Origin of the sequence: Rhodovulum sulfidophilum DSM 1374 (genome assembly GCF_001633165.1) — a bacterium.
GTDB lineage: Bacteria > Pseudomonadota > Alphaproteobacteria > Rhodobacterales > Rhodobacteraceae > Rhodovulum > Rhodovulum sulfidophilum.
Window position 1 is genome coordinate 1,639,581 of the sequence record NZ_CP015418.1, and the last position, 22,362, is coordinate 1,661,942.

General features: G+C 65.3%; 14 protein-coding genes, 1 pseudogene and 1 riboswitch. Of the genes and pseudogenes, 7 read left to right on the forward strand and 8 right to left on the reverse strand.

The features are described from left to right. Positions 1-192: 192 nt before the first annotated feature. The 3 genes and pseudogenes from A6W98_RS07795 to A6W98_RS07810 all read right to left on the reverse strand — a co-directional run bounded on the left by A6W98_RS07795 (position 193) and on the right by A6W98_RS07810 (position 5,497). Positions 193-2,511 carry a methyl-accepting chemotaxis protein gene (locus tag A6W98_RS07795; protein WP_052677976.1) on the reverse strand — a complete coding sequence of 773 codons (2,319 nt, stop codon included), beginning with the start codon at positions 2,509-2,511 and terminating at the stop codon, positions 193-195. Positions 2,512-2,673: 162 nt separating this feature from the next. Further along, a complete protein-coding gene (locus A6W98_RS07800; protein ID WP_042459946.1) occupies positions 2,674-3,294 on the reverse strand; it encodes an anaerobic ribonucleoside-triphosphate reductase activating protein in 621 nt (206 codons plus the stop codon). Next, positions 3,287-5,497, reverse strand: a pseudogene (locus A6W98_RS07810) (ribonucleoside triphosphate reductase). The gene A6W98_RS07800 and the pseudogene A6W98_RS07810 overlap by 8 nt, the downstream one beginning before the upstream one ends. A 92-nt stretch (positions 5,498-5,589) precedes the next feature. Then, positions 5,590-5,783, reverse strand: a riboswitch (cobalamin riboswitch). A gap of 228 nt (positions 5,784-6,011) precedes the next feature. Here A6W98_RS07810 and dgt point away from each other — a divergent pair. After that, the gene (gene dgt / locus A6W98_RS07815) at positions 6,012-7,376 is read left to right on the forward strand and encodes a dGTP triphosphohydrolase (RefSeq protein ID WP_196760258.1); all 1,365 of its coding nucleotides are present in this window, start codon (positions 6,012-6,014) and stop codon (positions 7,374-7,376) included. A 63-nt stretch (positions 7,377-7,439) separates the two neighbouring features. Here the strand turns inward: dgt and carB are convergent, their stop codons facing one another. Continuing rightward, entirely contained in the window at positions 7,440-10,733 is a 3,294-nt protein-coding gene (carB, locus tag A6W98_RS07820) for a carbamoyl-phosphate synthase large subunit (protein WP_042459954.1), read from the reverse strand. Positions 10,734-11,029: 296 nt separating this feature from the next. Between carB and A6W98_RS07825 the strand changes: the two genes are divergently transcribed. From A6W98_RS07825 to aspS, 4 genes are all read left to right on the forward strand, one after another. Continuing rightward, positions 11,030-11,707 carry a CPBP family intramembrane glutamic endopeptidase gene (locus A6W98_RS07825; protein ID WP_063490896.1) on the forward strand — a complete coding sequence of 226 codons (678 nt, stop codon included), beginning with the start codon at positions 11,030-11,032 and terminating at the stop codon, positions 11,705-11,707. 122 nt (positions 11,708-11,829) lie between these two features. Then, positions 11,830-13,467, forward strand: a complete 1,638-nt coding sequence (gene bchE, locus A6W98_RS07830; RefSeq protein ID WP_042459957.1) for a magnesium-protoporphyrin IX monomethyl ester anaerobic oxidative cyclase — start codon at positions 11,830-11,832, stop codon at positions 13,465-13,467. Position 13,468: 1 nt separating this feature from the next. Next, entirely contained in the window at positions 13,469-14,065 is a 597-nt protein-coding gene (gene bchJ / locus A6W98_RS07835) for a bacteriochlorophyll 4-vinyl reductase (protein WP_042459959.1), read from the forward strand. Between the two features lie 305 nt (positions 14,066-14,370). Further along, a complete protein-coding gene (gene aspS / locus A6W98_RS07840; RefSeq protein WP_042459962.1) occupies positions 14,371-16,146 on the forward strand; it encodes an aspartate--tRNA ligase in 1,776 nt (591 codons plus the stop codon). Positions 16,147-16,652: 506 nt separating this feature from the next. Here aspS and A6W98_RS07845 read toward each other — a convergent pair. The 4 genes from A6W98_RS07845 to A6W98_RS21010 all read right to left on the reverse strand — a co-directional run bounded on the left by A6W98_RS07845 (position 16,653) and on the right by A6W98_RS21010 (position 19,537). Next, on the reverse strand, positions 16,653-16,958 hold the full coding sequence (locus A6W98_RS07845) for a hypothetical protein (protein WP_042459965.1): 306 nt from the start codon (positions 16,956-16,958) through the stop codon (positions 16,653-16,655). A gap of 132 nt (positions 16,959-17,090) precedes the next feature. Then, positions 17,091-17,744, reverse strand: a complete 654-nt coding sequence (trhA, locus tag A6W98_RS07850; protein ID WP_042464759.1) for a PAQR family membrane homeostasis protein TrhA — start codon at positions 17,742-17,744, stop codon at positions 17,091-17,093. Positions 17,745-17,861: 117 nt separating this feature from the next. Next, positions 17,862-18,140, reverse strand: a complete 279-nt coding sequence (locus A6W98_RS07855; protein WP_042464760.1) for an acylphosphatase — start codon at positions 18,138-18,140, stop codon at positions 17,862-17,864. A 68-nt stretch (positions 18,141-18,208) separates the two neighbouring features. Then, positions 18,209-19,537, reverse strand: coding sequence for an LptE family protein (locus tag A6W98_RS21010; protein ID WP_155734752.1), 1,329 nt, complete (start codon positions 19,535-19,537; stop codon positions 18,209-18,211). A gap of 395 nt (positions 19,538-19,932) precedes the next feature. Between A6W98_RS21010 and lepA the strand changes: the two genes are divergently transcribed. Both lepA and A6W98_RS07870 read left to right on the forward strand, forming a co-directional pair. Further along, a complete protein-coding gene (gene lepA, locus A6W98_RS07865) occupies positions 19,933-21,735 on the forward strand; it encodes a translation elongation factor 4 (RefSeq protein WP_042459968.1) in 1,803 nt (600 codons plus the stop codon). Positions 21,736-21,976: 241 nt separating this feature from the next. Beyond that, positions 21,977-22,360: an NADH:ubiquinone oxidoreductase subunit NDUFA12 gene (locus A6W98_RS07870; RefSeq protein ID WP_042459971.1), complete on the forward strand. Its 384-nt coding sequence runs from the start codon at positions 21,977-21,979 to the stop codon at positions 22,358-22,360. Positions 22,361-22,362: the final 2 nt, after the last annotated feature.

Genomic DNA, 22,362 nt, shown 5'->3' on the forward strand with positions numbered 1-22,362 from the left:
CCCAACTCCGCTACGCGAGATGAAAACTCCGTACGGCGGTAGAATATTCTATCTGCGAGGATCGATCTGAACAACCGTCAGGTTAGGCACGCCTCTGGATGATGGTTAAGCGGCAGATCAAAAAGCAATGTTATTTGCCGCAGTGGCTAAGGATGCCCCCGCCTAAGACGGTGGGGCCCGCGCAGGCTGGTCTCAGAACTCGGTCCAGCCTGCAGAGATCGGTGGTTGTGGGGCAGGCCGCTCGTTCAGGGCCCGTTCCAGAGCGTCGGGAGCGGAGGGGCGGCGGGGCTTCGCCGCTGTTGTTGCGATGACGTCGTCACCGAGCCGGAACCGGGCCACAAGGGTAAGGAGCTTGTCGGCCTCCTGTTTGAGGGTGACACAGGCAGCTGTCGCCTCCTCGACCATCGCGGCGTTCTGCTGGGTGACCTTGTCGAGCTGAGTCACGCCGACGTTGATTTCGCCAAGCCCGACGGACTGTTCCTGCGCCCCGGTGGCAATGCCCTCGATATGTTCGGAAATTCGGCTCACCCGCGAGGCGATGTCCTGCAGGGCGGCCCCCGTGCGGTTGACGAGCGAGACGCCGGTTTCGACCTGGGTCGAACTCGTATCGATCAGCGTCTTGATTTCCTTGGCGGCTTCGGAGGAACGCTGGGCGAGGGCCCGGACCTCGGAGGCGACGACAGCGAAGCCTCGGCCCGCCTCGCCCGCGCGCGCGGCCTCGACGCCTGCATTGAGCGCCAGCAGGTTGGTCTGGAAGGCGATGTCGTCGATCACGCCGATGATCTGGGTGATGCCTTCGGATGAACGCTGGATCTCGGACATTGCGCCGGTCGCCTCGTCGACGACCTGACCGCTTTGCTGTGCCCGGTTCTGCGCCTCGCCGACATAACGCGAGACCTCGGTTGCGCCCTCGGCGGTTGAGCTGACGCTGGTGGTCAATTCGTCCATTGCCGCGGCGGTTTCCTCCAGCGTTGCGGCCTGGCTTTCGGTGCGCCGGGCGAGGTTCTCGGACGAATCGCTGATTTCTTCGGAAAGCTTCTGGACAGCGCGGGCATTGACCTGAACCGCTCCGATAAGGTCGCCCATCGTCGCCATCGAGCTGTTGAAGTCGTGTCGGAGTGCCTCGTATTCGTCGGGGAATTTCTCCTGCACGGTTTCTGTCAGATCTCCGTCGGCCAGGGCGCGGATCGCGCTGCCCAGCCGGTCGACGACCTTTTTCTGCTCTGCGCGACGTTCTTCCTGTTCTTGCGAAAGGCGGTCGGCCTCTGCCAGCCGATCCCGGAAGGCAGAGAGATCACGTCCCATCGCCCCGATCTCGTCCAGGCGGTCGGCCACATCGATCTTCTTGGCGTAATTGCCGGCTGAGACCTCATTCATCGAGGCGATGAAGCCCTTGAGCGGGGTTGTGATCGTGCGGGCGGCCAGCACGCTGACGCCGAGGCCGGCGGCGAGCCCGATCAGCAGGAAGACAATCACGCTGTTCCGGAACGCGATCAGCGCGGCGAGGAATTCGGAGCGGTCGAGTTCGACGACCAGGGTCCAGTCGGCAAAATCGACCCCGACCGGCGTGGTGAAGACGATGCTGTCGGTGCCGGTGATGCCTTCGACCGGTGAAAAAAGCCCGCTCTGGCCGGTCTCGAGCGCGGTGATGAAGGGGCGTTCGGGCAGCGGGCTCAGGACGTCGAAACGGTTTTCATAACGCGAATAGGTGCGGGCACGGCCATCGCCGCCGACGATATACATGTCGCCGGATCGGCCGAGGGCGGAGGCCATCGTGACCATGGCCGAGAGCTTGCCGATCGGCACCTGGATCGCGATGACGCCGAGCCGGGTGCCATCCTCGGCAAAGACCGGCGCGGCCATGAAGGCGGCCGGGGCATTGGCGCTGGGCGCATATTCCTCGATGTCGGAGACGACGGATGTGCCGGCCGGGGCCTTGTTGGCGCGCTGGAATACCTTGCCCAAAGCCGTTCCCGAATAGCGGCCGGTGCCGACATCCTCGCCGAAATCGGCCTCCTTGACGACCGAGTAGATTACCTGCCCGTCAGGGGCGATGAGGAAGACATCGTAAAAGCCGAAAGACTCGAGCATCCGCTCGAAACCGGGATGGATCCGGGCATGGATGCGGCTGTAATCCGAGCCGTCTCCGGCATCGGCCAGCTTCTGACCTTCGCCGGACGGATAGGGGTTGTCGCTGCCATAGGCCGCGAGAACCGGGGCAAAGCCATCCGGTGCCGCCTCGAGAGAGGCGTGAAATTCGCTGAGCGCGCGGGCGATGGAGGGGTTGGCTGCCTGTGCCGCAAGCGCGTGTTGCTGGTCGGCGAACCACTCGCTGACGCGGGTGGCCTGGTCGCGGGCCATCCCCTCGAGATCGGTGACCGCGTTATTATAGCTCGATTCATAAGCGCGGTTGTAGAGGAAGCCCCCCATGCTTGACATGGACACGACCATGATGGCGGCGATCATCATGGTGAGACGCGGCCCGATTGGCATCTGCAGAATTCGTTTCATCGTCCCCTTGGCCTGTCTGTGCTGGAAGCTGCGACGCAGCGGCTGGGGGCATTGGGTCGCAAAGCCGCAAAGAATCCCTTACCCCGGTTGCGAAAGACCGGGGCCGCATGCAGGAAAACCCGTCGGATTTTATCCAGGCGGCAGTATGGCCGGGTATGGGTTTTACGGTGTCCGGCAGAGGGCGGGATCGGCGCAACCCTCGGCGCGAAACGGCTGTCGGCGCGCGGGCGGCAGGCCGAGCGCCGACAGATCGTCGTCCATCCGGGCCAGATCGGCAGCGCTCAGCAGGGCGGGATGAACCGTACAGCGCAGATCGGCGGCAACGCCGCTGTCGCGTAGCAGGCCGAGGCTTTCGCGCGCCTTTGCGCCGCTGCCGGGCGCGCCGGTGATCCGGTCATAGGCGTCGAAGGGGGCCTTGACGTCGAAACCGATCCAGTCGAGCAGCGGCAGGACGCGGGCGAAGCGCGCGGGATAGGCGCCGCCGGTATGCAACCCGGTGCGAAAGCCCATCGCCCGAAGCTCCGCAAGCGCCTCGGGCAGGCCCTTCTGCAACAAGGGTTCCCCGCCCGAGATCACCACGCCGTCGAGCAGCCCGCGCCGGCGGTCGAGAAAGGCCAGGACCGTGTCCCAGCCGATCCGGCCCGGCCCCGCCGCCAGCAGCTCGGTGTTGTGGCAATAGCGGCAGGCCCAGGGACAGCCCTGGCAGAAGACCGTCGCCACCAGTTCGCCCGGCCAGTCGACGCTCGAATGCCGGACCAGCCCGGAGATCGCAAGCTCAGCCAAGCTGTGCCTTCGCCTCGTCGAAATAGACCCGTTCGGCGGCCTCGCCCTTCTTGCCGGTATTGAAGGACGCCATCGGGCGGTGATAGCCCATCACCCTGGTCCAGACCTCGCAGCGGGTGCGCTCTTCGTCCGTCAGGACGATTTCGGCATCGCGGGTCGTCATGTCCTTGTCGATCATGGTCATCGGATCACTCCTTCAGCTGGCTTTCGCGCGCTTCGCCGCAATCAGCTCGGCGTCGCATTTGGGGCAGAATTCGTGCTCGCCCGCGAGATACCCGTGTTTCGGGCAGATCGAGAAGGTGGGCGTCACGGTGATATAGGGCAGGCGGAACGAGGACAGCGACCGGCGGACCAGCTTCTTGCAGGCCTCGGCCGAGGAGATCCGTTCGCCCATGTAAAGGTGCAGGACCGTGCCGCCGGTATAGCGGGCCTGCAGCGGCTCCTGATGTTCCAGCGCCTCGAACGGATCGGAGGTATACCCGACCGGAAGCTGGGTCGAGTTGGTGTAATAGGGCTGATCGTCGGTGCCCGCCTGCAGGATGCCCGGGAAGCGCTTGCGGTCCTCGCGGGCGAAGCGGTAGGTCGTGCCCTCGGCGGGCGTCGCCTCGAGATTGTACATGTGCCCGGTCTCTTCCTGGTATTCGACCATCCGGGCGCGCAGGTGGTCCATCAGCCGGATCGCAAGCCCCTGACCGGCCTCGGTCGAGATGTCCTCGCGGTCGTCGGTGAAGTTCCGGATCATCTCGTTCACGCCATTCACGCCCAGCGTCGAGAAATGGTTTCGGAGCGTGCCGAGATAGCGCTTGGTATAGGGGAAAAGCCCGGCCTCGATATGGCGCTCGATCACCTTGCGCTTGAGTTCCAGACTTGTGCGCGCGATAGCCGCCAGCCGGTCGAGCGCGGCCAGAAGCCCCGCCTCGTCGCCCTTGTGCAGATGGCCGAGCCGGGCGCAGTTGATGGTGACGACGCCAAGGCTGCCGGTCTGCTCGGCCGAGCCGAACAGCCCGTTGCCGCGTTTCAAGAGCTCGGTCAGGTCAAGCTGCAAGCGGCAGCACATCGACCGGACCATATGCGGCTCAAGCTCGGAATTCACGAAGTTCTGGAAATAGGGCAGCCCGTATTTCGCCGTCATCTCGAAGAGATAACCGGCATTTTCGCTCTCCCACGGAAAATCGGGAGTGATGTTGTAGGTCGGGATCGGGAAGGTGAAGACCCGACCCTTGGCATCGCCCGCGGTCATCACCTCCATATAGGCGCGGTTGATCATGTCCATCTCGGACTGCAACGCGCCATAGGCGAAATCGGCCTCGCGCCCGCCGATCACCGGCACCTGGTCCTTCAGGTCATCCGGGCAGGTCCAGTCGAAGGTCAGGTTGGTGAAGGGCGTCTGGGTGCCCCAGCGCGAGGGCACGTTGAGATTGTAGATGAATTCCTGCATCGCCTGACGGACGGCGGCGTAATCCAGCCCGTCGATCCGCACATAGGGCGCCAGATAGGTGTCGAACGAGCTGAAAGCCTGGGCGCCCGCCCATTCGTTCTGCAGAGTGCCGAGGAAATTGACGATCTGGCCGAGCGCGCTGGTCAGGTGCATCGGCGGACCGGATTCGATGCTGCCGGGCACCCCGTTCAGCCCCTCGCGCAACAGCGTCCTCAGCGACCAGCCCGCGCAATAGCCCGCGAACATGTCGAGATCGTGGATATGGATGTCGCCGTCGCGATGCGCCTGGCCGACTTCCGGCGGGTAGATATGGCTCAGCCAGTAATTCGCCGTCACCTTGCCCGAGGTGTTCAGGATCATGCCGCCCAGCGAATAGCCCTGATTGGCATTGGCATTCACCCGCCAGTCCGAGCGGTCGAGATATTCGTTGATCGAGCTTTCGACATCGACCAGCACCTGCCGGTCCTCGCGCAGCCGCGCATGCTGGGCGCGATAGACGGCGTAGGCGCGCACCGTCGCGATCCGGTTGGCGCCGATCAGGGCCTGTTCGACGGCATCCTGGATTTCCTCGATATCGGGCGTGCCATCCGCGTGGCGGAAGCTCAGCACCCGCACCACCTGGGCGGTGAGATGGGCGGCCTCCTCGGCGCCGAATTCGCCGGTGGCCTCGCCCGCACGGGCGATGGCCCGGGCGATCCGGCCGGCGTCGAAGGGAACGATCTGGCCGTCGCGGTTGGCGACGGAACGGGGCGAGGGGGCGGTCATGGCGGTTCGCTTTCGGTTCTGGTCAGGGGCGGCACGCAGGGAGGCACGCGGACCCGCCGGTCCGACGCACGCACCCGAGCCCACCGCTCGCGGTCGTTCGGTCCGCTCTGGCAGGTCTCCTGACTTCGCGGCTCGGACGCCCTGGCCCTCCTTCCCGGCGTCTTGCGCCAGTGGATCAAGGGGCCGCGGCTTGCCGCTGACAGTTGCGGGGGCAGTGCCGGACTCTCACCGGCTTCCCTCTTCGCCCACGGCGCAAACCGCGGGAACCAAAGCAACAGTATATTGATGTTTGCGGGGGCGTATTGTCAACATGTAGCGGGTGCGACCTTCGCGCACCCCCCGGGCCCTGTCATCGGGCCGGGTCACTGACAGTCGCGCGGCAATGCGGGATACGGGTCTCTTTGCCGGGGTCCTCGCACCGCCATCCCGGCTCTGGTGGGCGGGGTAGGCGATCGGCGCTGTCGCCGCAAGCTGAAGCCGCTATGCTGGCGCCGATCTGCCGGAGGGGAAAGCGATGGAACATATGGAATGGCAAGGGCTTCTGACGAAGGCTCGGCACGAGCAGCGCGAGCCTGCCCCGGATGAGGCCGAAACGCGCGCGGCGCGCGATAGGCGGCGTCCGGCGTTTCTGGCCGATCTCGACCGGGTGATCTTCTCGCAGCCGTTCCGGCGCCTGGCCAACAAGACCCAGGTGCATCCGCTTTACGAGAACGACCACCTGCATCACCGGATGATCCACAGCCTCGAGACCAGCAGCGTGGGCCGCTCGCTTGGGTTCGAGGTCGGGCAGGCGCTGGCCGCGAAGAGCATCCTGCTCGACGGCGCCGGGCACGACCTGTCCTATATCCTGCAGGCGGCCTGTGCCGCCCATGACATCGGCAACCCGCCCTTCGGCCATGCGGGCGAGGATGCGATTTCGGAATGGTTCGAGATGCGAAAGCCCTTCGGTGCGGATCTGAGTGAGGGCCAGCGCCGCGAGTTCGAGCATTTCGAGGGCAATGCCCAGGGCTTTCGGATCCTGACCCGGCTGGAGATGTCCCGGCGCGAGGGCGGCATGCGGCTGACCCACGCTGTTTTGGGGGCCTTCACGAAGTATCCCTGTCTCGCGCGCGACGGCGCGCTGGGTAAGGCGGCGCCCTATATCGGACGCAAGAAGTTCGGCGCCTTCGAGGCCGAGGCTGCGCATCTGGAGGAGATGGCGCGAAGCACCGGTCTGATCCCGCAGGACGGCGGCTGGGTGCGCCATCCGCTGGCCTTCCTGGTCGAGGCGGCCGACAATATCTGCTATAATATCCTCGATCTCGAGGACGCCTTCACCAGCGGCGTGCTGCCCTTCGGCGAGGTTGAGACGCTTCTGCGGGGACTGATCGAGAAAGATGTCCAGCGGGAGGAGGGGGCCGCCGATGCCCGGTACGACGCCGAACATGTGGGCAAGCTGCGGGCTGACGCCGTGGGCGCGCTGATCCGCGCCAGCGTCGCGGCCTTTCTCGATCACCATGACGAGATCCTGGCAGGCCGGTTCTCGACCGAGCTGACGGATGTCTTCGCGCTGAAAGAGGCCTTCGCGGCGATTTCCGAGGTCGCGAATGACCGGATCTTCCCCTCGTCGCGCAAGATCGAGCTGGAAGTGGCGGGGCGCGACCTGATCTTCGCGCTGCTCGACCGCTTCCATGCGGTGATCGAGGGGCTGGCCGATCACGGCTGGGATGCCGCGGCGATGGCCGAGAAGAAACCCTATCTGCGCAAGCTGGTCACCTCGGCCGGGATGGATCTGCGCGATGTCTGCGACCCCTATTCGGGGCTTCATGCCCTGACCGATTTCGTCTCGGGCATGACCGACCGCTATGCGGTGAAGATGGCGCGGCCGCTGGGGCTCTGAGCCCGAAAGACAGGACGCCCGGGCAGTGGCTGCCCGGGCGCCGGATCGTCAGGCGGCGGCGGATCAGCCCTGCAGGCTGCGCACCCCGATTTCGCCTTCCTCGCGCGATTTCATCGCCAGGGCGGCGGCATGGCAGCCCGCGGCGGTGGTGAAATAGGGGATGCGGTCCATCAGCGCGACATTCCGGATCGAGCGGCTGTCCTCGACCGCGCGGTTGCCCTCGGTGGTGTTCATCACCAGCTGCACCAGCCCGTCCTTCATCACGTCGACGATGGTGCGCCCGCCCTCATAGGCCTTGTTGACCAGCGTCGTCTCGATCCCGCTTTCGGCCAGGAACCGCGCGGTGCCGCGGGTCGCGAGAATGCCGAAGCCCAGATCGACGAGGATCTTGGCGGTTTCGACCAGCGCGGGCGTCTTGTCGGCCTCCTTGATCGACAGGAACACCTGCCCCTCGCGCGGGAGGTCGGTGCCCGCGCCCAGCTGGGCCTTGAGGAAGGCGCGCGGGAAGGACCGGTCCCAGCCCATGACCTCGCCGGTCGAGCGCATCTCGGGGCCCAGCAGCGTGTCGACGCCCGGGAAGCGGGCAAAGGGCATCACCGCCTCCTTGACCGAGAACCACGGCATGATCGGGTCGGCCAGCGACATCTGGTCGGCCAGCGGCAGCGGCGTGTCGGGGCTGGTATCGGCCGGGTAGGGTGCGCGCATCGGGAAAGCGCTCAGCTTCTCGCCCGCCATCAGCCGCGCCGCGATCGAGGCGATGGCGCTGTCGGTCGCCTTGGCGACGAAGGGCACGGTGCGCGAGGCGCGCGGGTTGACCTCGATCAGGTAGATCTCGCCATCCTTGACCGCGAATTGCACATTCATCAGCCCGACCACGCCCAGGCCCAGGGCCAGCGCCTCGGCCTGGCGGATCAGTTCGGCCACGATCTCTTCGGGCAGGCTGTGCGGCGGCAGGCAGCAGGCGCTGTCGCCGGAATGGACGCCCGCCTCCTCGATATGCTCCATGATGCCCGCGACATGGACCTTCTCGCCATCGCAGAGCGCGTCGACATCGACCTCGGTCGCGCCCGAGAGATAGCTGTCGAGCAGGACCGGCGACTTGCCGGAAACGACCACCGCCTCGTTGATGTAGCGTTCGAGCTGGGGCGTGTCGCGCACGATCTCCATGGCGCGGCCGCCCAGCACGTAGGAGGGCCGGATCACCAGCGGATAGCCGATTTCCTCGGCGGCCTTCATCGCCGCTTCGGCCGAGGCCGCGATGGCGTTCCTGGGCTGCTTGAGGTCGAGCTTGTTCACCAGCGCCTGGAACCGCTCGCGGTCTTCGGCAAGGTCGATGGCATCGGGCGTGGTCCCGAGGATCGGAATGCCCGCCGCTTCCAGATCGTTGGCCAGTTTCAGCGGCGTCTGGCCGCCGAACTGCACGATCACGCCATGCAGCGTGCCTGCCATCTTCTCGACCCGGAGGATCTCCATCACATGCTCGAAGGTCAGCGGCTCGAAATAGAGCCGGTCCGAGGTGTCGTAATCGGTCGAGACCGTTTCCGGGTTGCAGTTGATCATGATGGTCTCATACCCGGCCTCGGTCAGCGCGAAGCAGGCATGGCAGCAGCAATAGTCGAACTCGATCCCCTGACCGATCCGGTTCGGGCCACCGCCGAGGATGACCACCTTCTTGCGGGCCGAGGGACGGGCCTCGCATTCGGTCTCGTTCATCGCCGGGGATTCGTAGGTCGAGTACATGTAGGGCGTCTGCGCCTCGAATTCGGCGGCGCAGGTGTCGATCCGCTTGAAGACGGCATGGACCCCCAGATTGTCGCGCGCGCGGCGCACCTGACCCTCGTCGCGGCCGGTGAGCATGGCCAGACGCGCATCGGTGAAGCCCATCATCTTGAGATGCCGCAGCCCGTCTTCGGTGACCGGCAGACCCTCCTTGCGGATCTCGGCCTCGGTCTCGACGATCTCGCGGATGCGGGCCAGGAACCAGGGGTCGTAGCTGGTGGCGGCGTGGATCTCGTCATCGCTCAGCCCGTGGCGCATCGCCTGGGCCACGACCCGCAGACGGTCCGGGGTCTGCCGGGTCAGCGCGGCGACGATCTGGGCCGGGTCGGGCGCGCCGGGAATGTCGATCTCGTCAAAGCCGGTCAGGCCGGTTTCCAGCGAGGCCAGGGCCTTCTGCAGCGATTCGTGGATGGTGCGGCCGATGGCCATCGCCTCGCCCACTGATTTCATCGCCGTGGTCAGTTCCGGCTTGGAGCCCGGGAATTTCTCGAAGGCAAAGCGCGGGATCTTGGTCACGACATAGTCGATGGTCGGCTCGAAGCTCGCGGGCGTGACCTTGGTGATGTCGTTGTCCAGCTCGTCGAGGGTATAGCCCACCGCGAGCTTGGCCGCGATCTTGGCGATCGGGAAGCCGGTGGCCTTCGAGGCCAGCGCCGAGGAGCGCGACACCCGCGGGTTCATCTCGATCACGACCATGCGGCCGTCCTCGGGGTTGATCGCCCATTGCACGTTCGAGCCGCCGGTCTCGACCCCGATCTCGCGCAGCACGGCGATCGAGCCGTTGCGCATGATCTGGTATTCCTTGTCGGTCAGGGTCAGCGCCGGCGCGACGGTGATCGAGTCGCCGGTATGCACCCCCATCGGATCGACATTCTCGATCGCGCAGACGATGATGGCATTGTCCGCCTTGTCGCGGACCACCTCCATCTCGAATTCCTTCCAGCCCAGCAGGCTTTCGTCGATCAGGATCTGGCTGACCGGCGAGGCGTCGAGGCCGCTCTTGCAGTAATACTCGAATTCCTGCCGGTTATAGGCCACGCCGCCGCCGGTGCCGCCCAGCGTGAAGGCCGGGCGGATGATCGCCGGAAGACCCACATGCTCGAGCGCGGCCATGCATTCTTCCATGTTGTTGGCGATGGTGGCCTTGGGGTTTTCCAGCCCGATCCGGTCCATTGCCTCGCGGAACAGCTTGCGGTCCTCGGCCATCTCGATGGCGGCGCGGTTGGCGCCGATCAGCTCGACCCCGTATTTGTGCAGCACGCCCATGTCGGCAAGCTTCAGCGAGGTGTTCAGCCCGGTCTGTCCGCCCATCGTCGGCAGAAGCGCGTCGGGGCGTTCCTTCTCGATGATCCTGGCGACGACATCCGGGGTGATCGGCTCGATATAGGTCGCGTCGGCCAGTCCGGGATCGGTCATGATCGTGGCCGGGTTCGAGTTGACCAGGATGACCCGGTACCCTTCCTCGCGCAGCGCCTTGCAGGCCTGGGCGCCGGAATAATCGAACTCGCAGGCCTGTCCGATCACAATGGGACCCGCGCCGATGATCATGATGGACTTGATATCGGTTCTCTTCGGCATGTCCCGCTCTCAGTTTTGGCAAATTGATGGGGGTTATAGCCAAGCGGCCTTGGGGCGCAAGGGCGGGCGAGGGAAAATCGGCGCGGGCATCTGCGGGGCGGAGGGAACCGGCGCAGGCCCTACCGCATTTGTGAACGATCTGCCCGCATGCTGACGGAACGTTGCCCCGGCGCGGCCCGGCTTTTCTGCCATTCTGGAAGGCCGGATGCCCGGCCCCTCCGCCTGTCCGGCGGGCGAAGCCGCGCCGCCTCGGGATAGTGGGCCCGGGAAAGAAGGCCCGGGAGAGGAGAAGAGACATGGCCTGGACGCTCGATCTCGCACTGGAACGCCGCATGCCCCGACGCGGCAGGCTTTGGGGCGAATTGGTGCTGTTCTATGTCTGCACGCCGCTTGCCATCGCGGTGTTCATGCCGCCCCAGGCGCTGTTTCCGGTGCTGCTGAGCCTGACCGCGGTCGGGCTTGGGCTGCTGTCTCATACCGAGGGCTTTCGCTGGTCCGAGCTGATCCGCGGCCTGCGCGGGATCGATCCATGGCTGGTGCTGGGCTTTGCCGTGGTGACCACGGTGATCGTCGGCACGCTGACGGTTCTGGTGGTGCCGCAGGACGCGCTGGCGCTGGTGCGCGGCAATCCGCTTTTGCTGGCCTCGATTCTCCTTCTCTATCCGCCGCTTTCGGCGCTGCCGCAGGAAATCGTGTTCCGGGTCCTGTTCTTCCGCCGCTACGGGCCGATCCTGCCGGGGCTGCGCACCGCGATCGTGATGAATGCCGCGCTCTTCTCGCTGGCCCATCTGATGTACTGGAACGCGGTCGTCTGCGGGCTGACCTTCCTCGGGGGGCTCGTTTTCGCCTGGGCCTGCGAGGCGCGCCGGAATTTTCCGCTGGCGGTTATCCTGCATGCGGTGGCGGGATGGATCCTGTTCACCGGAGGGCTTGGGGTCCTGTTTCACGCGGGCAATGCGGTGCGCCCGTTCTAGGCCGTGCCCTGTCCCCGCCTGTCCTTGGGCAGGGCGCAGCCCGGCGGCGGCGATTTGACTTGTGTCAAGTCAGATTGACAGCGGATATGTCATGTTCCCCGCGAAACACGGGGAGTCGATCCATGCGCATTGTCTTTATTCATCCCAACTACAAGTCCGGCGGTGCCGAGATCGCGGGTAACTGGCCGCCGGCTTGGGTGGCCTATCTCACCGGGTCGCTGCGGGTTGCGGGATATGACGACATCACGTTCATCGACGCGATGACCAACGACATTTCCGAGGACGAGGTCCGCAAGCAACTGAAGGCGCTGCAGCCCGACGTCATCGCGACCACCTCGATCACGCCCTCGATCTACGCGGCCGAGCGGCTGATGGAGATCGCCAAGGAAGAGGTGCCGAACGCGGTCCGTGTCCTCGGCGGCATCCACGCGACCTTCATGTTCAAGCAGGTCCTGTCCGAGGCGCCCTGGATCGACGTCATCGTGCGCGGCGAGGGCGAAGAGATCGTGGTCAACCTGATGAACGCGATCCGCGACGGCAAATGGCCGGAAAGCCGCCGCGACATCAAGGGGCTCGCCTTCCTCGACGGTGACGAGATCGTGGCGACCGCCGCCGCGCCCACCATCAAGGATGTCGATTCGATCAAGCCCGACTGGACCATCCTCGAGTGGGAAAAATACATCTACATCCCGCTGAACTGCCGGGTCGCGATCCCGAACATGGCGCGGGGCTGCCCGTTCACCTGTTCGTTCTGCTCGCAATGGAAATTCTGGCGCGACTACCGGATCCGCGACCCCAAGAAGGTGGTCGACGAGATCGAGGATCTGGTCGAGAATCACAAGGTGGGCTTCTTCATCCTCGCCGACGAGGAACCGACCATCAACCGCAAGAAGTTCATCGCCTTCTGTCAGGAGCTGATCGACCGCGGCCTGCCCGACAAGGTCAAATGGGGCATAAACACCCGGGTGACCGACATCCTGCGCGACGAGGAGCTTCTGCCCTTCTACCGCCAGGCGGGGCTCGTCCATATCTCGCTAGGGACCGAGGCGGCCGCCCAGCTCAAGCTCGACCAGTTCAACAAGGAAACCCGGGTCGAGGACAACAAGCGCGCGATCCAGCTTCTGCGCGAGGCCGATATCCTGACCGAGGCCCAGTTCATCGTCGGCATGGACAACGAGACCGAGGAAACCCTGGAAGAGACCTTCCAGCTCTGCTGGGACTGGCAGCCCGATCTGGCCAACTGGGCGATGTACACGCCCTGGCCCTTCACGCCGCTCTTCCAGGAGCTGCATAACAAGGTCGAGGTCTTCGATTACAGCCGCTACAACTTCGTGAACCCGATCATGAAGCCCGAGGCGATGGACCGTGCCCAGCTTCTGGACCGGGTGATGCACAACTATCGCCGGTTCTACATGCGCAAGGCGCTGTTCCATTACCCCTGGCGCGGCAACGGCTTCCGCCGTCGGTACCTGCTGGGCTGCCTGAAGGCGTTCCTGAAGGCGGGTGTGGGCCGGTCCTTCTACGATCTGGGCAAGAACAACTACTGGGGCCCGCAATCGAAGGACAAGGTGCATTTCGATTTCGACATGTCCCGCAAACCTGCCGCCGCGCAGATCGAGGACTGGGAATCGAATGCCGACCGTGCCGCCCAGGCTGCGGCCCGGCGCAAGTCCAAGGACACCAGCTTCAAGATGCCCGCCGACGATCCCTCGCAGGTGAAGGCCTGCGGTGGCGGCGATCAGCAAATGGAAGAAGTCTGACATGAAGGACGACCTGTCCGGCCGCGCGGGCCGGATCGGACCGAATGCCGTTCTCCAGCTTCTCCCTGTGCTGGAGGCGGCGGGCGGAGCGGCGCTTCGCGACGAGATGCTTGATGCGGCGGGCCTGTCGACGCCTCCGTCCGATACCGGCCTGATGGACGAGGGACCGGCCGCTGCCATGCATCGCGCGCTGCGCCGCCGCCTTCCCGGCCGCGCGCCCGACCTTCTGCGGGAGGCCGGCGCGCGGACCGGGGATTACATCCTTGCCCATCGCATCCCGGCAATGGCGCAGCGGGTGCTGAAGCTGCTGCCGCCCGCGCTGGCGGCGCCGATTCTCGCCAAGGCCATCGCCAAGCACAGCTGGACGTTCGCCGGGTCGGGCGCGTTCCGGGTGGTCTCGACCCGCCCGCTGGTGTTCGAACTGACCGACAATCCGCTGATCCGCGGCGAAACAGCGCCGCATCCGATCTGCGTCTGGCATGAGGCGGTGTTCGACCGGCTGTTCCAGACCCTTGTCGACCGCCGCCTGCGCACCCGCGAACAAAGCTGCTCGGCCAGCGGCGGAGCGGTCTGCCGGTTCGAGATCGCCCGAAGCTGAGCACTGCGGCGGATCTGCTTGCCAGCCCCCGCCCGGGCCCTCGATGGGTTCTGGGCGGGCCTTTTGCGTTTCACGGCCGCGCTGCCGCCGCACGAAGCATGTGCGGGGCGGTGCGGTAGTGGCGCTGCACTCGACCCCGTCAGGCCGGGCTGGGCACAGTGCCGCGCTTCGACCGGGCGTTCCGGGGCCGCCTTCGGCGGCAAAGCTGCGGGCGATGGCCGCCGCTCTCGTCGCTCCCCTTGACTTCGCGGGCCATCGGGGGTGTATCGGCCGGAACCGAAGACACGAGCCCCGAGGATCGTCCGATGCACGCCTATCGCAGCCATACCTGCGCCGACCTGAACAAGTCCCATGTGGGCGAGACCGTGCGCCTGTCGGGCTGGGTTCATCGCGTCCGCGACCATGGCGGTATTCTCTTCATCGACCTGCGCGACCATTACGGCATCACCCAGGTGCTGGCCGATCCCGACAGCCCGGCCTTCGCCGATGTCGAGAAGGTGCGCTCGGAATGGTGCATCCGCATCGACGGGGTGGTGAAGGCGCGCTCGGACGATCTGGTGAACCCGAAGCTGCCCACCGGCGAGATCGAGGTCTTCGTCCGCGAACTCGAGGTGCTGGGCACCGCCGAGGAACTGCCGCTGATGGTCTTCGGCGATCAGGAATACCCCGAGGAAACCCGGCTGCGGTACCGCTATCTCGACCTGCGCCGCGAGGCGATGCAGGCCAACATGACCCTGCGCTCGGACGTCGTGGCCTCAATCCGGCGGCGGATGTGGGACAAGGGCTTCCGCGAATACCAGACCCCGATCATCACCGCCTCCAGCCCCGAAGGCGCGCGCGACTTCCTGGTGCCCTCGCGGCTGCATCCGGGCAAGTTCTACGCGCTGCCGCAGGCGCCGCAGATCTTCAAGCAGCTGATCATGGTCTCGGGCTTCGACCGCTATTTCCAGATCGCGCCCTGTTTCCGCGACGAGGATCCGCGCGCCGACCGCTCGCCCACCGATTTCTACCAGCTCGACATGGAGATGAGCTTCGTCCAGCAGCAGGACGTGTTCGACACCGTCCAGCCGGTGATTGCGGGCATCTTCGAGGAATTCGGCGGTGGCCGTAAGGTCGATGCCGACTGGCCGCAGATCGCCTATGCCGATGCGATGAAATGGTACGGCACCGACAAGCCGGACCTGCGCAACCCGATCAGGATGCAGGACGTGTCCGAGCATTTCCGCGGCTCGGGCTTCGCGATCTTCGCCAAGCTGCTGGAACAGGACGGCACCGAGATCCGCGCGATTCCCGCGCCCAAGGGCGGCAGCCGCAAGTTCTGCGACCGGATGAATTCGTTTGCCCAGAGGGAGGGGCTGCCGGGGATGGGCTACATCTTCTGGCGCGACAAGGGTGGCGAGACCGAGGCCGCAGGCCCGCTTGCCAAGAATATCGGCCCCGAGCGGACCGAGGCGATCCGCCAGCAGCTTGGCCTTGGTGTCGGCGACGCGGCCTTCTTCCTCGGCGGCAAGGCCTCGTCCTTCCAGACCGTCGCGGGCAAGGCGCGCACCGTCATCGGCGAGGAGCTGGGCCTGACCGAGACCGACCGCTTCGCCTTCTGCTGGATCGTCGATTTCCCGATGTACGAGAAAGACGCAGAGACCGGTGCCGTCGATTTCGAACACAACCCCTTCTCGATGCCGCAGGGCGGCATGGAGGCGCTCGACGGCGATCCGCTGACCGTCAAGGGCTTCCAGTACGATCTGGCCTGCAATGGCTACGAGCTGGTTTCGGGCGCGATCCGGAACCACCGGCTGGACATCATGTTCAAGGCCTTCTCGCTGGCGGGCTATTCCGAGGACGAGGTGCGCAGGCGCTTCCCCAGCCTTGTCAACGCCTTCCGCTTCGGCCCGCCGCCCCACGGCGGCTGCGCGGCCGGGATCGACCGGATCGTGATGCTGCTGGCCGACCAGCAGAACATCCGCGAGGTCATCATGTTCCCGATGAACCAGCGCGCCGAGGACCTGATGATGGGCGCGCCCTCCGAGCCCGGCAATGACCAGCTTCGCGAACTCTCTCTGCGTGTGATCCTGCAGGAGTGAGGCCCTTCGGGGCCGATCGAAAAGGCCCTGGCGGATCCTGCCGGGGCCTTTTCTTTTTCGTGAGTGGTGTGTCGGGACTTGGGGCTGGCCGCCCCGGGGGGGAGGCAGAGCGGCCAGGGAGTGCCGATGACGGCCACGGGGAAGGACCGTGGCGCCGCCTCAGGAAATGGTCCGGCCTATCGGCTTCCCGGGGCATGCGGTCATCATGACCTTATTCTGGCAGACCAATCGTTACCAAATCGATAACGGACGACTGCAGCGAGACGCGGGCAGCGCTTTCCGCGGGGCAGGGCGTTTCCGCGTCGTGCGCCCTGTCTGTGAAACAGGGCCAACGGGATGACCCCGCCTTCAGGCGGTTTGCGGTTGTCATGTCATACCGTGATGGCTCGCCGCGCGACCTTTATGGCAGAGACGTGGAGGGGCCCCAGGCGAAACCAGCGCTTCCGTCTTCATGCTGGGCGTTACGGATGGACAAACCCTGCAAGCGCCCCGTCACGGGGCGGAGCCTAGCTGCAATAGGCTGCGGCAGTTTCGCCGAAAAGCTTGTAGCGGCGCCAGAATTCGGCGTCGCGCCGACGGTCGGACTGGCGCACCACCTGAGCCTGATGCGGATCGCGGAAGAAACCGGCTGCGCGGCTTTGGTCGCCGCGGGTCAGGGTGATGTCGGCGGCATGCTGGATGCAGCCGCACAGTCCCCGCGTTACGCCGGGGCGGTCCGACGAGAGGCAGGCGCGCTCGATCTGGCCTGCCTGGGCTGTCATTGCGGAAAGACCGGCCAGAACGGCCGCGGTCGCGAAAAGCTTCACTGTCATCTGTCGCTCTCCCGGGCCGGATGCCGGACTGCTCTTCCGATTCCGGCCGCATGTGTTTGCGCGACAGTAGCCCAGGGCGGAGCATCCCCGCAACCGGGCCGATGCAGATGTGAAGAGGGGCTTGGCCGTTGTTCAGGCGGTCTGGACGACATGGGTGGTGATGGCCGCGAAGAACAGCATGCTGGCGATCAGGACGAAGACATGCCAGATCGTGTTGTGATAGGGTAGCCTTTCCCAGAGATAGAAGATCATTCCCACGGAGTAGAGCGCGCCGCCCGCGATCGCGAGGCCCAGCACCGGGGCCGAGAGCGAGGCGAACATGCTCCAGCCCGCGACCACGCCGGCCCAGCCCATCATCGGGTAAAGCACGAGGTTGACGATCCGGAACCTGTAGGGCGCCAGGACCCGGAGCCCGGTGCCCGCCATCGCGGCGGCCCAAAGCCCGGCCAGCAGCGCCGCGCCATGGCCCGAGAGCAGGGTGAAGGGCGTGTAGGTGCCCGCGATCTTCCAGTAGATCGCGGAATGGTCGAGGCGTCGGAAGATCGGCGTCCAGTTCGGGTGGCGTACCATGTGGTAAAGCGCCGAAAACCCGATCATGGCGCAGAGCGCGACGCCGTAGACGGTGATGCCGAGGATCGCGGGCGTGTCGCCCCTGATCAGGATCGCGAGAACGACCAGGGTCGGAACGCCGATGGCCACGGCGGCCAGCCCGGTGACATGCACGATCGCGTCCGAAAAGCGTTCGGTCGGTGAGTAATCGCGAGGATGTTCCGGCACCCGTTGCATGGCGGCCTCCAAACCTTGTCCTCCTTCATGTTCAACGCAAATTTAAGCGAATGTGAGTTAACACTGCGTCAAAACCACGCAGCTCGCAGCGTTTTTCTTTCCGGCAGGCCCGGCAGGTCAGCGCGAAATGCGGAAACCGGCTTCTGCGGGCCAGTCGCCCGGCGTGGTCTCGACGGTCTCGACCCGCGCCGGGGCGGGGCCCTCCTGCAGCGCGTCGAGCATCCCCGCCACCCGGTCCTCCGGCCCTGCGAGCAGGGCCAGAACGGCTCCGTCGGCTTCGTTCCGCACCCAACCCGACTGGCCCAACGCCGCCGCCTGCGCCTCGGTCCATGCGCGGAAGCCCACGCCCTGCACCCGGCCCGCGATACGGACCCGGATCGCGATCCGGTCGGTCATCGGCATCTCCGTTGTTCCACGGAACACATATAACACCTAGGAACGAGGGCGCAGGTTTCGAGAGCCCTTCAGGAAATGAGCGAAATTCCAAGACCTGCAAGACTGACAAATATCCCGATGACCTCTCCCCGCGTCATGCCCAGGCGTGCGGCCACGGCGTCCAGCGCCTCGGTCGAGCTTCGCAGGATGATCGACATTCTCGAGACCCGGCCGAAGATACGGGTGGCAGGATCGGCTCCGGGCAGTTTCGGCGCCCAGTCCGGCACCGGACCGATGGCGTCGTTGACAAGCTCAGGAATATCCTCGCGAAACTGATCCGCGAGGTCATCCTCGGAAATCGCGGTCAGGACCGGCAGGGCCGCCTCGACGGCGGCTTTGCCCTCGGGCGTCATCTCCTTCCAGGCCTGCCGCGACAGGATCCGGCGGTTTTCGGCAATCTCGGGATGCGTGGCGCGAACCGCCCGCGCCCCCTCTTCGCAGGCAGCCTGCAGGGCCAGGTTCTCTTCGCTCGGCGGCAGGTCTTCCGATACGATCTGGCGGGTCAGGGCGGCATGGACGGTCGTCAGGTCCATCTCGATCCGCTGAGGATCGTTGCCGTATTTCGCGACGGTCCGGCGCAGGACACGCGCCTCGCGCGACCGGTCCGAGAGGCCGTTCGACGGGTTTGCCAGGGCATCGTCGAGAGCATCCGAGACCTGCGACAGCGACGCCTCGAGCAGACCCGGGTTGCTGGCCGGGACAGGAACCGCCCGGAAACGTGCCGTCTCGGGCACGAATTCGATCCGTTCGGCCTGTGGTGTCTTTTCCGCCAGATAGTGCGCCTGAAGACCGGAGATCCTTTCCGCAATTCGCCCCGGTCCCGCCTTCCAATCGCCGTTGGGCAGCAGAATGACCTGCCGCAAGAAGTCCCAGTCTACTGGACGGCCCGCCAGCATGTCCTCGTACCAGCTCTGCCAGAAGGCCCAGACGGGCGCTTCTGCCTGCCAGAATGAACACAGTTTTTCATATTCTTCTGCGAGCCCATTGGGAAGAAGGCTAAGCGGCCAGAGGGGGAGAAAAAACACCGCCTTTGGATCGCCAATTGACAAAATGTCCGCGTCAAGGTCAGCAGCGGCATATACTGAGGAACGATGGGTGGCGCGGGCAGCGTTGGAAGCGTCACGAGCTGCATTGGCTGCTTTGAAAGCACTGCCTGCAGCACTCGCGGTGGCTTGAACAGCGTTAGCAGCAGCGCTCGCCGCGGGATACGCTCCGCTGCCACGAGCCGTGTTAGCTGCTCTTTCAACTTCGACTTCGACGTTTTCTAGGGCGCTTTTGACTTCAGGAGTTTGGCATTTGTCTTTAACACCTGAAGCTAGGATGGCGCGCAGCACTGGCAGTGAAATCTCGCGAAGCATCTCATCCCCAGCACGCACGGCTGCGGGAAATGCGCGCAAGGCACAACGCATCGCGAAAGCGGCCCTAACGTCGCGCGACTGGTCCTTCAGCCAAAGCTCGGAACTAGCTCGACCGTGTATTCTCATTCCGCCCCAACTGGCACCGCCCTACCCCACGCAGTCTGAGGCTCCCCTTCAGCCCGATCAAGTCAGGGAAGCGCGGCCTTTGCGTCAGGCTCCGCGCCATGCACCTGCCCCCACCCCAAATCGCCCGCGTGCGTTTCCGCCGAGACGTGGTATATCTGGCCTTCGCACCGTGTCTCTCACCGGCCCCGGCCCGCCCGGAGGGCCGCCCCGAAACAGCCCCCCGAAACAGCCCATTGACCGGCTACGAAAAGCACCGCATATCCGCCCGCATGACCGAGCTCAAATATATCCGCAACTTCTCGATCGTGGCCCATATCGACCACGGGAAATCGACGCTTGCCGACCGGCTGATCCAGCTGACCGGCACCGTTGCCGAACGCGACATGAAGGAGCAGATGCTCGACGCGATGGATATCGAGCGCGAGCGCGGCATCACCATCAAGGCCAATACCGTCCGGATCGAGTATCCCGCGCAGGACGGCCACACTTACGTTCTGAACCTGATCGATACCCCCGGCCATGTCGACTTCGCCTATGAAGTGTCGCGCTCGATGCGCGCGGTCGAGGGCTCGCTGCTGGTCGTCGATGCGACGCAGGGGGTCGAGGCGCAGACGCTGGCCAATGTCTATACCGCCATCGACGCCGATCACGAGATCGTGCCGGTCCTCAACAAGATCGACCTGCCCGCGGCCGAACCCGACCGCGTCAAGGAACAGATCGAGGACGTGATCGGCATCGACGCCTCCGAGGCGATCGAGATCAGCGCCAAGACGGGCCTGGGCATTCCCGATGTGCTGGAGGCCATCGTCAAGCACCTGCCGCAGCCGCATGAGGGCGAGCGGGACAAGCCGCTGAAGGCGCTGCTGGTCGACAGTTATTACGACCCCTATCTGGGCGTGGTGGTTCTGGTGCGGATCATCGACGGCGTGCTGAAGAAGGGCGACCGGATCCGGATGATGAGGACGGGCGGGGTCTATCCCGTCGACCGGATCGGCGTGTTCCGCCCCGCGATGCAGAATGTGGACGAGCTGGGCCCGGGCGAGATCGGCTTCCTGACCGCCTCGATCAAGCAGGTCCGCGACACCCGCGTCGGCGATACGGTGACGACCGAGAAGAAGGGCTGCGAGGCGCCGCTTCCGGGCTTCAAGCCCAGCCAGCCGGTGGTGTTCTGCGGGCTTTTCCCGGTCGATACCAACGATTTCGACGATCTGCGCGACGCCATCGAAAAGCTGGCGCTGAATGACGCCTCCTTCACCTACGAGATGGAGACCTCGGCCGCGCTGGGCTTCGGCTTCCGCTGCGGGTTCCTCGGGCTTCTGCATCTGGAGGTCGTGCGCGACCGGCTCGAGCGCGAATACGGGATCGACCTGATCACCACCGCGCCCTCGGTGATCTACAAGATCCACATGAAGGATGGCGAGGTGCGCGAGCTGCACAACCCCGCCGACATGCCCGACCTGACCTATGTCGACCATATCGAGGAACCGCGGATCAAGGCGACGATCCTCGTGCCCGACGAATATCTGGGCGACGTGCTGAAGCTGTGCCAGGACCGCCGCGGCGAGCAGCTGGACCTGACCTATGCCGGCTCGCGCGCGATGGCGGTCTACGATCTGCCGCTGAACGAGGTGGTGTTCGACTTCTACGACCGGCTCAAATCGGTGACCAAGGGCTATGCCAGCTTCGACTACCAGATCTCGGGCTATCGCACGGATTTCCTCGTCAAGATGCAGATCCTCGTCAATGACGAGCCGGTCGATGCGCTGTCGGTCATGGTCCATCGCGACCGCGCCGAGATGCGGGGCCGGGCGATGTGCGAGAAGCTGAAAGAGCTGATCCCGCGCCACATGTTCAAGATCCCGATCCAGGCGGCCATCGGCGGCCGGGTCGTCGCGCGCGAGACGCTGGCGGCGCTGCGCAAGGACGTGACCGCCAAATGCTATGGCGGTGACGCGACGCGGAAGAAGAAGCTTCTGGAAAAGCAGAAGGCCGGGAAGAAGAAGATGCGCCAGTTCGGCAAGGTCGAGATCCCGCAGCAGGCCTTCATCAACGCGCTCAAGATGGACGACTGAGCCTGCCGGCGAGGTCCCGTTCTTCGGGGCCATGCTTCGCGGTGCGATTCGGCGCGGCCGGGACCGGGCGCCGGGATCGGGCTGGCCGCGGCGGCTTTCGGGCGGCGGTTTTGCGGCCCTTCGGTGGCGCGGGATGGCCATTGCGGGGCGGGACGGTCGCGACTGCGTGAGACCCCGCCCTCGCTCTGGACCTCGGCGCCGAGTTGGGTCATACCAACTCGAAACCGGTCAGGAGGGGCGCATGGGCGTGGTCGACAGTTTTCTCAGCTATGTGACCTGGTGGAACGGCCAGACCGTGAACATGCGGCTCTGGACCGCGCGCAATGGCCAGAAGGTCGGCGAGGACGCGCAGGGAAACGTGTTCTACCGGTCGAAGGACGGCAAGCGCCGCTGGGTGATTTACAATGGCGAGATCGAGGCAAGCCGGATCTCGCCCGACTGGCATGGCTGGCTGCACCATACCTATGACGCGCCGCCGACCGAGGCGCCGCTGCCGCACCGGGCCTGGGAAAAGCCGCATCAGGAAAACCTGACCGGCACGCCCTTGGCCTATGCGCCTCCGGGCTCGATCCGCAGGCCCGAGCCCGCGCCGCGGCGCGATTACGAGGCCTGGCAACCGGAATAACC

Bases quoted from the DNA above. Each gene is read 5' to 3' on its own strand.
- A6W98_RS21010 (WP_155734752.1), bottom strand. From the start codon at position 19,537: ATGCTTCGCGAGATTTCACTGCCAGTGCTGCGCGCCATCCTAGCTTCA.
- trhA (WP_042464759.1), bottom strand. From the start codon at position 17,744: ATGCAACGGGTGCCGGAACATCCTCGCGATTACTCACCGACCGAACGC.
- A6W98_RS07855 (WP_042464760.1), bottom strand. From the start codon at position 18,140: ATGACCGACCGGATCGCGATCCGGGTCCGTATCGCGGGCCGGGTGCAG.
- A6W98_RS07870 (WP_042459971.1), top strand. From the start codon at position 21,977: ATGGGCGTGGTCGACAGTTTTCTCAGCTATGTGACCTGGTGGAACGGC.
- aspS (WP_042459962.1), top strand. From the start codon at position 14,371: ATGCACGCCTATCGCAGCCATACCTGCGCCGACCTGAACAAGTCCCAT.
- bchJ (WP_042459959.1), top strand. From the start codon at position 13,469: ATGAAGGACGACCTGTCCGGCCGCGCGGGCCGGATCGGACCGAATGCC.
- A6W98_RS07795 (WP_052677976.1), bottom strand. From the start codon at position 2,511: ATGAAACGAATTCTGCAGATGCCAATCGGGCCGCGTCTCACCATGATG.
- A6W98_RS07845 (WP_042459965.1), bottom strand. From the start codon at position 16,958: ATGACAGTGAAGCTTTTCGCGACCGCGGCCGTTCTGGCCGGTCTTTCC.
- A6W98_RS07825 (WP_063490896.1), top strand. From the start codon at position 11,030: ATGGCCTGGACGCTCGATCTCGCACTGGAACGCCGCATGCCCCGACGC.
- bchE (WP_042459957.1), top strand. From the start codon at position 11,830: ATGCGCATTGTCTTTATTCATCCCAACTACAAGTCCGGCGGTGCCGAG.
- carB (WP_042459954.1), bottom strand. From the start codon at position 10,733: ATGCCGAAGAGAACCGATATCAAGTCCATCATGATCATCGGCGCGGGT.
- dgt (WP_196760258.1), top strand. From the start codon at position 6,012: ATGGAACATATGGAATGGCAAGGGCTTCTGACGAAGGCTCGGCACGAG.
- lepA (WP_042459968.1), top strand. From the start codon at position 19,933: ATGACCGAGCTCAAATATATCCGCAACTTCTCGATCGTGGCCCATATC.